This is a genomic window from Gemmatimonadaceae bacterium (assembly GCA_040882285.1).
Taxonomy (GTDB): domain Bacteria; phylum Gemmatimonadota; class Gemmatimonadetes; order Gemmatimonadales; family Gemmatimonadaceae; genus JACDCY01.
The window spans coordinates 122,192-133,816 of sequence record JBBEBQ010000007.1; the positions used below are offsets into that span (position 1 = coordinate 122,192).

An 11,625-nucleotide genomic window follows, 5' to 3' on the forward strand; every position below is an offset into this window, starting at 1 on the left:
GCATAGGTATCTTTCGTAATAATATGGCTCGATACCAGGGAGGAGAAATGCTCAGGAAGAGGTTCATGCTTTCGATCGGCGCCGTCGCAATGGCAGCCGTCATGGGATGCGCGGACGAAGTCGACCCCATGTTCAACGAAGTCGCGCAGGTCACCGTTTTCTCCGCGAGCGGATACTCCGTGCAGGTCGGAGCTACGCTCCAGCTCGAGGGGCGTGCGGTAACCTGGAGCGGGGACCGGGTGGACGAGAGGATCGACAAATGGGAGTCGTCCGATCCCTCGAAAGCCACCGTCTCCAATGCCGGACTGGTGACCGGCGTGGCAGTGGGCAGCACCGAGATCACCGCCACGGCGGACGGCATCAAGTCCCTGGGCAGGCTGATCAACGTGACGGCGAACGACGGGGGCGTGCAGTAGGAGCCGCGGGTGGCTAGCGGATACGTCCTCGGAATATCCGCGTTCTATCACGACAGCGCCGCGTGCCTCCTCGACGCCGAGGGGATCGTCGCAGCCGCGCAGGAAGAGCGCTTCACCCGGCTGAAGGGCGACGAGCGCTTCCCGGGAAATGCCGCCCGGTACTGCCTGGACGCGGGCGGAATCGCCGCCGGCGATCTCGACGCCGTTGTCTTTTACGAGAAGCCTCTGCTCAAGTTCGAGCGTCTGCTCGAGACGTACCTCGACATAGCGCCCCGGGGATTCGGCTCGTTCCGCCGCGCCGGCCCCCTGTGGATGAAGGAGCGTCTCTTCGCCGAGCGCGACCTTCGTGAGGGGCTGAGCGGCTACGGCGGCAAGCTGTTGTACGCCGAGCACCACGAGTCGCACGCCGCCAGCGCGTACTATCCTTCCCCGTTCGACGAGGCCGCCGTGCTCACGATCGACGGCGTCGGTGAATGGGCCACGGCCACCATCGGGGTCGGTCGAGGCGCGGAGCTGGAGCTGCTCGAGGACCTCCGCTTCCCCGACTCGGTCGGACTGCTTTACTCGGCATTCACCTACCAGGCTGGCTTCAAGGTGAACAGCGGCGAATACAAGCTGATGGGGCTCGCGCCCTTTGGTCAGCCGCGATACGTGGACCGGATCTACTCCCATCTGCTCGACGCGCTCGACGACGGCTCCTTCCGTCTCGACCAGCGGTACTTCGACTACCGCGGCGGCCTGCGAATGACCAACCGGCGGTTCGACCAGCTGTTCGACGGACCACCACGGAAGCCGGAGGCCCCGATCACGCAGCGGGAGATGGATCTGGCCAGCTCGGTCCAGGTCGTGTGCGAGGACATCGTGCTGGCGATGGCCCGGCACGCGCACCGGCGCACCGGCCTGGCCAACCTTTGCATGGCCGGCGGCGTCGCCTTGAACGCGGTGGCCAACGGCCGGCTTGTGCGCGAGGGCCCGTTCTCCGAAGTCTGGGTGCAGCCGGCGGCGGGGGACGCGGGCGGTGCCCTCGGCGCCGCGTATGTCGCGCGCCACAAGTACTTCGGCACGCCACGGCCGGCTCCGACGGGCGACTCCATGCGCGCCGCGCTGCTCGGCCCCGCGTTCGGAGCCGAGGCCATCCGGGACACGCTCGACGCTTCGGGCGCGCGGTACCAAGAGGTGCGTGGTACCACGCCCGCCGACGCCGCGGCCGCCATGATCGCCGACGGGCAGGTCGTGGGCTGGTTCCAGGGACGGATGGAGTTCGGCCCGCGGGCCTTGGGCGCGCGCAGCATCCTGGCCGACGCGCGCGATCCCGACATGCAGTCCAGGATCAATCAGAAGATCAAGTTCCGCGAAGGATTCCGGCCGTTCGCGCCCAGCGTGCTGAGCGAGCGGGCGACGGAATATTTCGAGATCAAAGGCGACGCGCCGTACATGACGGTCGTGTACCCGGTGGCCGAGACCAGACGGCGAACACCCGGCGAGACCGGACTCGACGGGCTGCCGCGCGTCCACGAGGTGCGCTCCGACATCCCGGCCGTCACGCATCTCGACCACTCCGCTCGCGTGCAGACCGTGTCACGCCGGGAAAACCCGGAATTCTACGAGGTGATCGCGAGCTTCGACCGTCTCACGGGCTGCCCGGTGGTGGTGAACACGTCCTTCAACGTTCGCGGCGAGCCGATCGTGTGTACGCCGCGCGATGCGTACGCCTGCTTCGCCCGCACGCGGCTGGACGCGCTGGTGATCGGCCCGTTCATCGTGCGGCGCGCGGGCCAGGATGAAGCCTCGCTGGCCGCCGCCGCGCCCGGCACCGGCGCGACCGGGCTGGATTGAGCGCATGACTCCGGCAACGACGCGGCCCGACGACCTCGGGCACACCGGACGGGTCTTCGCCTTCACCATGACGGCGGGGTTCGTCTTCGTGGCGCTGGTCAGCCTCTGGCGCGGCATGCCGGCGCTCACGGGGGTCGCGCTGGCGCTGGCGGTCATCTCTTTCGTCGCGGGACTCGCGGTCCCGGGAAGGCTGGAGCCGGTCCGCAGGGGCTGGATGAAGCTGGGAGAAGCCATCGGCCGCGTGACGACGCCGATCCTGCTGGCTATCGTGTACTACGTCGTCCTCACGCCCACGGGGCTCCTGCGGCGCGCATTTACCGGCCGTCGCGCGGCCCCGGACTCATACTGGCAGCCGCGCGCTCCGCTGCCGGACAAGTCACGGCTCGAGCGCCAATTCTAGTGGAGGCCGTCCAATGCTGTCCGTTATAAAGGAGCTGTGGGCCTTCATGCGCGAGCGGAAGAAGCTGTGGCTGGCGCCGATCATCCTGGTGATGGTCCTGATCAGCGGCTTGTTGTTCCTCGCTCAGGGGACGGCGCTCGCCCCGTTCATCTACTCGATCTTCTAACGACAGCTATTGGCTATTGGCTATTGGCTGTTAGTGAGCCAAGAGCCAACAGCTCAGCTAAGAGCTAACAGAAAACCGGGTGCGCGTCCGAAGACGCGCACCCGGCTGTATTACGTGGAGCTGTGAAGCTTACTGTTCCTTGCCGGGACCACCGAAGGTGTAAATCGGCAGACCAAGCGTCTCCAGCTCCTTCGCAGGAATCGGGAGGTGGCGGAACGTTCCCGCCTGCAACCGCGCCGTGAGACCCTGGCGGGCTCTCTGCAGATCGAGCCCGTTGGTGCTGAACAACTCGACCTGACGCTCGTAGTCTATCGCGGCGAGCAGCGTAGCATTGTCCTCGACGCCGGTCAGCGCGGGCAGACTGCCCCGCGTCACGCGGCTGTTGTTGATGAGCGTGGCGGCCGTCGTCTTGCTGCCACCCGACCGGATCAGCGCTTCCGCTCTAAGCAGATCGCTCTCGGCCGCCAGGATGTATGGCACCGGAGTTTGGCCGCGCGTGGTTGACGTCGTGCGAGCGTGGTGCGCGTATCTCCTGTGGTACCAGACGCTCTGCATGTAGATCCCTCTGCCGGGATCGCCGAGTACAGGCGTCGTACAGGAAGCCACGGTTCCCGTAGCCGGTGGATTGCTGGCCTGGCAGTACTGGAAGTCCGACTCGTACCGGGCATCCGGCGACGTGCCCTTGGGCGGGACCGTACCGTCGAACTTCGGCGGGGTCGTACCGTCCATCAGATTGATGAGGCGATGGTCCGTCCGCGTCCAGCTATTCTCGTTGCCGTAGTAATTGATGTACGACCACCAGTTGGTGAGGTCGCCGGTAACGAACATGTCGAAAGGAGCGCCGGCCGAACCGGTTCCGATGCCCTTGTCGGCGAGCGTGGCGACCTTCGCCCAGTTCACCGCCGCGTTCTCCGTAGCGTTCCGTGGAGTGTACGCCATGGTCAGAGCGGCGAAGGTGTTCGCCAGTCTGTTGATCTTCGCACCCGTCAGGTTGCCCACCATCGGCAGCTCGCCCTGCGAGTACGTAGCGGTATTGCCGGCGCTCGAGGCAATCAGCGCCTCCCACTTCGCCAGCGCCGCGGCCGAGATCGCCGTGTAAGGCTCGAGCTCAGGCCGTGGGCCGTTCGGATCGAAGGTCTCATCCACGATGAACGCCTGGTCGAACCACAGGGCGATGTTCATCAGCGAAGCGGCCTGCGTGAACATCGCGAGGTGCTTGTACTTCGCCGTCTCTGCCGCGGTGGCCAGAGCGACTCCGCTGCCGAACGCGCGCAGGGCGTCGTTCGCGGCGCCGAGCGTGCTGTAGTTGAAGTCCCACGGCGCTCTGGCAACCTCACGATCGCCTCCCGCCGAGAGATTCTCGTACGCGATCCGCGGCTCCAGGTTGTTGAACCTCATGCCGAAGTTGCCGTAGTTCGCCGTGAGCATGTCGGCCGTTACCGATGTTGCCAGGTACGGCTCGAGGTACGTGCTCGTGAGGTACCACGAGTTGATCGTCGAGACCGCGAGGTTCTTCACGTCTTCAGCCGAAGCCAGAGCGCGCTCGACGTCCGGCGCGTTCGGGTTCGTCACTTCGAGGTCGGCGCAGGCGCTACCGAACAGCAGCGCGCCGGCTCCAACCATCGTGTACAGCTTTCTAAATCTGGTCATGTATTTAGCTCCCCGGTCGGGGTAGAGATCAGAACGTGATCTCTACCTGACCCGTGAATGTCCGGAAGTTGGGATAGCGGAAACCGTCCATGCGGAAGTTGAAGTCCGTGCCGGACGTAACTTCCGGATCGAACCCGCTGTAGTCGGTCCACGTGAGCAGGTTGCGGCCGATCAGCGCCAGCTTGATGCCGCTGGCGAACCGGTTCAAGCCGGCGACCTGAAGCGCACGGTCACCCAGCCTGTACGCGACGGAGAGCTCGCGCAGCTTGACGTAGGAGCCGTCCTCGACGAAGTAATCGCTGGCGACAAGACCGTTGTACAAGCTGACGCCGCCCGAATAGAAGCTCTGCGGAATCTTGTCCGCGTCGGCCTTGCCGAACTGGTCCTGGTCACCGTGGCGTTCATCCTGGAACATCCACTGCTTGGTGAAATTGTAGATGTTGCCGCCTCTCTGCCCGTCGAGCAGGGCGTAAACAGAGAAGGCGTTCCAGCGGAGGTTGTTCGCAAAGCCGAAGCTGTAATCGGGATTCACGTCGCCGATGATGTGCTGGTTCTGGGTGAGGCCATCTGCATCGGCCGTGACATATCTGATGGGAGACCCGATGTTGCTCTTGGCCACCAGATAGCCGAGCGAGTTAACCATGTAATCGCTCTCCACCGCCGCCGCGTTAGCCGGATTCTGCTTCAGCTCGGCAAACGTGCGAACCCACTTGGTGCCATAGATGATGCCGAGCGGCTGACCTTCCCAGTAATAGAAGGCGTCCTGCCCCTGCAGATTTTCCGGGTTCACGCGGAACGGAGCGCGGCCCAGCTTGTCGATCTTCTGGGTCGTGTGATCGCCGGTCAGGCTGAACGAGTAGCTGAAGTTCGGCCGGTCGAACACCCGCGTCTGGAGCGCTATCTCGGTGGTCTTCGCCGAGACGTCGGCGGCGTTCTGTACCTGCGTGCTGAAGCCGCCGGACTGCGCGAGCGACAGCGGAATCGCCAGGAACGCGCCTTCCGTCACGCGGTTGGCCTGCACGATCTCGAGATCGAACCTGTTGGCGAAGCTCGTGTTGATGCCGAACTCCGTCTCGGTCTGGATCGCCGGCTTGAGCAGCCTGTTACCCTGCTGCTGCTTGGAGATCTGCCCGTCGCTCACCGAGTACGTCTCGTACTGGTTGGCGAACTGCGGCCGCAGACCGGCGGTGCCCTGCGCCCCGCGGATCTTGAACTCCTGCACGCCAGGAATTCTGAAATCCTCGCTGAGACGCCACGCGCCGGAGATGCGATAGAAGCTCTCGCGGCGGTTTCCGGGACCGAACAACGATGAGCCGTCGTTCCGGATCAGGAAGTCGAGCAGGTACCGATCTCTGATATCGAACGCCTGCGAGCCCATGTAGCTCTCGGACCGCGACAGCGATTGGAACGACCCGATGGAAACCTGCGCCGGGTCGAGCGCGTCGAGATCCGGCACGGCGTTCACGTTCAACTTGCTGCCGCCAGCGGAAAACTGGCTCAGCCGGTTCTGCTCGTAGTTGTAGGCAAAGCCCGTTGTCGAGAGGATCGGGCCGAACTGCTTGGTCGCGATCGCGCGGGCGCCCATGTTGTCGCCGATTATGTTTTGCGTGAAGCGGCTGAGGTCACCCTCCTCAGGCACACCCGTCTCACCGAGAATCCCGCGGTACCCATAGCTGGTCTGGAGCCGGTTGAGACGGTCGGTTCCGTAACTGGTCTCGAGGCGGAGCCACTCGAACGGACGAAAGCGCAACGACGCCGAGCCGATGATGCGCTCACGCCGAAGGTCGAACTCCCGGTTCACCAGATCATAGAGCGGATTCACACGGGAGCTGGCCGACTTGTTGGTCGGGATCAATGGGTAAAACTCAACCGGATCCGACCCGCTCGGATTCCGGAGATCCACGTCGCCCGGCATCTGCATGAAGCTGAACCAGGATGGAGCGTCGTCCGGATTGTAGTCGTTCTTATTGGTTCCGTACGTGGTGCTGAGCGAGAGATCCGCCTTGCTGCCCAGCCCCTGGTCAACGTTCAGCCGCACGTTCTGGCGGTGCTGGCCGCTGGTGAACGGAACGACGCCCTGATTGCGGTCGGCCGTGTAAGAGGTGTGGAAGTTCGTGTTTCCGCGACGCAGTCCGAGCTGCAGGTTGTTGCTGTAGAAGACGCCGTCTTCGAGCCACGTCTTCAGCTGGTTGCGCCACCGGTCCGGTCCGATAGCGGGGTACGAGTTGTCGGCGTAGGCGAAGCCGCCCTCCGTATCCACGACTCTCTGACCTGCCGCCGTCTCCCGAATTCGGCCGTCGGGATTCAGGACGTAGAAGTGGTGCTGGTTGAGCGGAACGTAGCGCTGGAAGCCCGACTGCCCGTACTCGGACCGCAGCGTGAACGCCAGCTTGTTATCCGGGAGATCGCGGCCACGCTTCGTGGTGATGCTCACCACGCCGTTGGCGGCGTCGGAGCCGTAGAACGACGCGGCCGCCGCTCCCTTCAGGACTTCGATGGACTCGATGTCGTTCGCATCGATGTCGGCGATCGTGCTCCGCGTGATGACGCCGTCAACGAGGATCAGCGGCGTGCTGCCACCGACGCCAAGGTTGGTCGAGCCGCGGAGGCGGATCGACGGCTGCGAACCGGGGTTACCGCGGCCGATCGCGATCCTCGCGCCTGAAATCTTGCCCGCAAGCGCTGCGATCGGCGAGCTGGCCGGAACTTCCTTCATCTGAGCTTCAGTGACCGTGGCGACCGAGAACGTCAGCTTCTTCTGCGACGTCCCGGTGGCGACACCCGTCACGACCACCTCTTCGAGGCGGAACGGATCGGCGCGGAGGGAGAAGTTCACCGTCTGCGTTCCGGCGGTCAGCGCGATGTTGCGCGTGGCCGGCGTGAAGCCGATGAATCTGGCGGTCACGGCGACCGTTTGGCCGTTCGCCTGCGCGTCCGGCACGGTGAATGAGTAGTCGCCGCTGGCGTCAGCCTGCGCCCCGACTCCGAGAGTCCGGATGGCGACGTTGGCGCCCGGAATCGGCGCGCCCTGTTCGTTGGTCACCCGACCTGTGATGACCGCCGCCTGCGTCTGCGCTTCCTGAGCACCAAACAGGCTCAGTGCAAGCGCGAAGAGCGGGACGGTGATTCGCGTACGTGCGAGTCTTGTCATGCTCGATCCTCCTGGTACCACTGGTGAAAGCCAAAAAGCCTCGGGCTGTATGAAGCGATGCACCGGACATGCGCGGGCAACGCATGCCTGACGTACCGATTCATGAACAGCTCGAGAAGTTGCCGCCCGCGCGAACCGGAGCGATTCGTAGGGGGATGCCCCACAACATGCCGCCGGGGACTGGCGTTCCGCAAGGATTATCTCGTGACCCCGCGAGGAGCCGAAGCGTCCGCCCGGCCGGCCTTGCCGCAGTTCCCTAGGAACGGCTCCCGTCGGGCTGCGACTCCTGTCCCGGGGTCGGCTGTGTACGGTCGAAAACAAATGGTACTTGAACGAGCTGCCGGACAGCCTTGCCTGCCAATCTAGCAGATCTAAAGATGGCGCTTTCGAGCGCCGCGCGAACCGCCGCCGAGAAGTAGGGGTGGGTCGTGGAAGCGACGCTGAACGTGCCCTGCTCGATCACCCCGTCGGCCCCGACGATGAACTCCGCGACGACCCGGCCGCTCAAACCCGCCTGCCAGAGCGTGTCAGGATAGGCTGGCTCCACGCTGCCAGGCACCAGGATCGCCGGCTCGTCCACCTCGGCGGCGGTATAAACCGCTGGCGAGGCCACCGCGCGGTCCAGCTCCCCTGCCCGGGCTTCGGCGAGTCGCCGCGGCCGCGGCCGAAAGGGTCTCGACCATATGGCTATCACTCCGCACCGCTCCGTACCCTGGATGCTGCGGAACTCCGGCGGGACCGTGGCGAGTCCCGAATACACCTCGATCCCTTCGACGCTGGCGAGATCGATCATGTCGAGATCGACCGGTCCGGCCGCCGCGGGGAAGCCGTCAAAAAAGACGAGCGGCGAGCAGTTGCCGCGGATGGCGATCGTCCTGCCCCCGCCGGACCCCCGGAGGGGACGCACGACCACACCGGGGATCGTCCGGAGAGCGTCCGCGAACCGCGGAGAATCGTGCCGGTCCAGCTGATCCCGCGTGATGAAATGGCCGACGCGCCTCTCGCGGCGGGCGTTGAATCCCGCGAGCCGCGGCTCGAACACCTCGGGCTTGCGAACGACTTCCACCGTCGGCAGCACCTCCGGCACGGCGACCAGTCGGATGACGATGCCCGTTGCACCAGGCCCGCCGGATTCCACGGTGACCGACCGCTGCCTGTAACCAAGCCGGCGGACGTTCAGCGTGATGGTGCCGGGAGGAACGCGCTGAAAGCGAAACGCGCCGCCATCGTCGGTTATGGTGGCCGCGCTGGTTCCCTCTATGGAAACGTGGGCGCCGGTGATCGCGCCGCCCAGTGAATCGACGACGGTGCCGCTCACGGCCTGCGCGAAAGCCGCGGAGGGTATGAAGGAGACCGCGCCGATCAACAGGGCGATCCAGATGGCGTACGTGCGGCTTGGCGCTGATGTGCGTCGCGTCACAAAGACCTCCAGTCCATCAATACACGACACCCCTACCGATGTTGCGCTCGCCCCGGCCAGTCAAGAGCAATCTGTTTCGCCGTCAGCGAAATCCCAGACTCGCGAGCCAGTCGGCCAGCCCGGGATGACCCGGGCTCAGCCGTTGCAGCTGCGCCGCGGTCGCTCGCGCCTGCGGAATGTCGTTCGCCATGCCATATGTGAGAGAAAGCTGATACAGCACTTCCGGCTGGTTGGGCGCCAGCGCGAGCGAGCGGCGGAAAAATGCGATCGCCTCGCCGAGCTCCCGGCGGTTCACAGCGGTGGCTCCGAGCTGGGCGAGCGCGTCCGCTGTGGGCCGGATGGAGACGGCGCGCCGGAGGGCGGAGTCGGCGGCAGCCTCCCTCCCCGCGAGAGCGAGGGCGCGCGCAAGGAGCCTGAGCGGCTCGTCGAAGAACGGCGCGTCGCGAGCGAGTCCGGCATACTCCGCGGCCGCCGAATCGTACTGCCGCCGCCGCTCGTAATCCGCGGCGAGTCTCAGCTTCGCGGCCTCCCACGGCGCGCCCCGCGAGACGTCGAACGCGAGGCTGTCGAGCAGATCCGCGGGAACGTAGGTCCCGCGATAATCCACCTGCCGCTCGACCGGCACGAACGGCCAGCGGGAGCCCAGCGTGCGCACCAGGTGATGCGCGATCCGCTCGTCGAACGCGGTCAGCGTCGTCCTCGCGGCATACTCGCTCAGCGGCCGCACCCGGGAGCGGTCGGTCCGGCCGCCGAGCACGCGACTCGCCGCGATCGCGTCGAGGAACACGCGGCCGATGAGGGCGTAGCCCGCGCGGTTCGGGTGGACGTGCTCCAGCAGCAGCTCGGATCCGGGGACGCCGGCGGGTGAGCCTCGCTCGAACGCTTCCGCCACCGGCACGTACGTAGCGCCGGTGGCGCCGCTGATCCGCCGGATCACTTCATTGAATTCGCCGGGCGCGCGAAAGCGCACCACATCGAGATCGCGCGCGCGCGCGAACAACCGCGCGGCGCCGGCGCTGTCACCGCCCGCCAGCGCGGCCCGCGCGCTGTCGAACACGGCGGCCGCGCCATCCGGCAGCCGGTTCGTCTCCGAGGCGAACGGCGGCTGGTCGCGCAGGTTGCTGACGAGGCTCCCCACGAAGACGGGGATTCCTTCCCGCCTGAACGCGCGCACGAGCGCGGCCAGGTTCGTCTCGAACTGGCGCAAGCCGGCGGCGTACCGCTCGCCCCCCAGCGGGACCTCACGGTCGCGGGCGAGTATCTCCATCAGGCTCGCCGCTTCGAGGTCCGTTTCCGTTTCGCCGCGGCGACCGGTCAGCGCCGTCAGAGCGCCGCGCGCCGCCAGGACCGTGCGGAACCGCAGCAGTCCGAGATAGAGCCTGACCGCGCCGGCGCCACCGGGGATCTCCACGCGCGATGCCGCGCCGAGCGCGCCGTAATACTCGTTGTGCCCCGCGTAGACCAGCACCGCGTCGGGCTGCTGCGCGACGATCTCGCCCGCCATGTCCAGCATCGCGAAGCTGTTGGTCGCGGCGACGCCGAGGTTCACGACCTCGACCGAGTCGCCGGGGAGCGCGTCGGTGAGCATGTCGCGCAGGAGCCGGGAGAACGTCCCGTTGCGGGGATAGGGAAAGCCCGCGGTAGTGGACTCGCCCAGCACGAACACTCGAAACGCGCGCGCGGGCTTGACGCGCGAGAAAGGCTCGGCGGGAGGCGCGGGCGCGTTGCGCACTCCACCGAACCACCGCTGCCCAACCGACCGGCTCGCGACCAGATAATCGCCGCGGACGAACGCCGCCCTCTCGAACAGCGGCAGGCCGCCGTCCGGACGCGCCACGCGCAGGCCCAGCTCCAGGAGGCCGAGCAGCGCGAACGGGAGGACCAGCGAGATCGCCGTATAGATTGCGTATCTGCGCTTCGATATCGGCTTCCGGGCTCCGGCTGACGCTTTATTTGACAAGCTTCGGCACCGACCCTAGTCGTATGGGGTAAGCAGCGAGCAACGGACGTTCCGTCAACTCATCTACAACTTCCGCAGGTGAATATGCATCTACGTCGAATCAGCACGGGACTCCTGACGATCGCCGCCATCGCCGGCTGCGCCAGCACGCCCCCCGCCGTCGAGGCGCCCGCGTCGTCCAACGACCGCGCGGCCGCGATTGCGGCCGCGGGCACGCCGACGCGCTGGCAGACCATGCTCCAGGCGACGCAGCAGCGTACCGCCATGGCAGCTCCCACGTCCCAACAGAAGACCACGGGCTCGGTGTTCCTGTCGGAGGCAGGCACAAATCGCGCGCGGGTACGAATGATCGTCTCGACCGACGTCCGCAACGCCTCGCAGATGCAGTGGGCGATCGTGTCCGGCCGCTGCGGCAGCGGCGCCCTCCCGGTCGCGGGCCTGCAGACGTTCCCGGTCATCGAGATCGGCAATAATGGCCGGGGCGAGCTGGACATGGAGATATGGCTGACGCTCCCGACCACGGGCAGCTACCATGTCAACGTGTACAACGGTGGCGCGCAGCTGAACAACGTCGTCAGCTGCGGCAATCTGACCATGGGCCGATAGAATCGCAGCTAGATTTCCGG

9 protein-coding genes are annotated in these 11,625 nt (G+C 66.0%); 5 read left to right on the plus strand and 4 right to left on the minus strand.

The features are described 5' to 3' along the window. Positions 1-47 precede the first annotated feature (47 nt). From WEA80_04640 to WEA80_04655, 4 genes are read left to right on the plus strand one after another with little or no spacing between them, the layout of a single operon-like run. Positions 48-416, plus strand: a complete 369-nt coding sequence (locus tag WEA80_04640) for an Ig-like domain-containing protein (GenBank protein MEX1185855.1) — start codon at positions 48-50, stop codon at positions 414-416. A 9-nt stretch (positions 417-425) separates the two neighbouring features. Then, positions 426-2,252 (plus strand): carbamoyltransferase, encoded by a 1,827-nt coding sequence (locus tag WEA80_04645; protein ID MEX1185856.1) that lies wholly within the window; start codon positions 426-428, stop codon positions 2,250-2,252. 4 nt (positions 2,253-2,256) lie between these two features. Next, entirely contained in the window at positions 2,257-2,652 is a 396-nt protein-coding gene (locus WEA80_04650) for an SxtJ family membrane protein (GenBank protein ID MEX1185857.1), read from the plus strand. A gap of 13 nt (positions 2,653-2,665) precedes the next feature. Further along, positions 2,666-2,818: a DUF5989 family protein gene (locus WEA80_04655; protein ID MEX1185858.1), complete on the plus strand. Its 153-nt coding sequence runs from the start codon at positions 2,666-2,668 to the stop codon at positions 2,816-2,818. A 129-nt stretch (positions 2,819-2,947) separates the two neighbouring features. On the opposite strand, the gene WEA80_04660 is transcribed toward WEA80_04655, so the two are convergent. The 4 genes from WEA80_04660 to WEA80_04675 all read right to left on the minus strand — a co-directional run bounded on the left by WEA80_04660 (position 2,948) and on the right by WEA80_04675 (position 10,999). Next, positions 2,948-4,468 carry a RagB/SusD family nutrient uptake outer membrane protein gene (locus WEA80_04660; protein ID MEX1185859.1) on the minus strand — a complete coding sequence of 507 codons (1,521 nt, stop codon included), beginning with the start codon at positions 4,466-4,468 and terminating at the stop codon, positions 2,948-2,950. Between the two features lie 28 nt (positions 4,469-4,496). Continuing rightward, positions 4,497-7,619 (minus strand): SusC/RagA family TonB-linked outer membrane protein, encoded by a 3,123-nt coding sequence (locus WEA80_04665; GenBank protein MEX1185860.1) that lies wholly within the window; start codon positions 7,617-7,619, stop codon positions 4,497-4,499. Between the two features lie 256 nt (positions 7,620-7,875). Beyond that, positions 7,876-9,039 carry a carboxypeptidase regulatory-like domain-containing protein gene (locus tag WEA80_04670; GenBank protein ID MEX1185861.1) on the minus strand — a complete coding sequence of 388 codons (1,164 nt, stop codon included), beginning with the start codon at positions 9,037-9,039 and terminating at the stop codon, positions 7,876-7,878. An 82-nt stretch (positions 9,040-9,121) separates the two neighbouring features. Beyond that, a complete protein-coding gene (locus tag WEA80_04675; protein ID MEX1185862.1) occupies positions 9,122-10,999 on the minus strand; it encodes a GDSL-type esterase/lipase family protein in 1,878 nt (625 codons plus the stop codon). Positions 11,000-11,083: 84 nt separating this feature from the next. Here WEA80_04675 and WEA80_04680 point away from each other — a divergent pair, with 84 nt between their 5' ends. After that, positions 11,084-11,605 carry a hypothetical protein gene (locus tag WEA80_04680; protein ID MEX1185863.1) on the plus strand — a complete coding sequence of 174 codons (522 nt, stop codon included), beginning with the start codon at positions 11,084-11,086 and terminating at the stop codon, positions 11,603-11,605. The last annotated feature ends 20 nt before the right edge of the window (positions 11,606-11,625 follow it).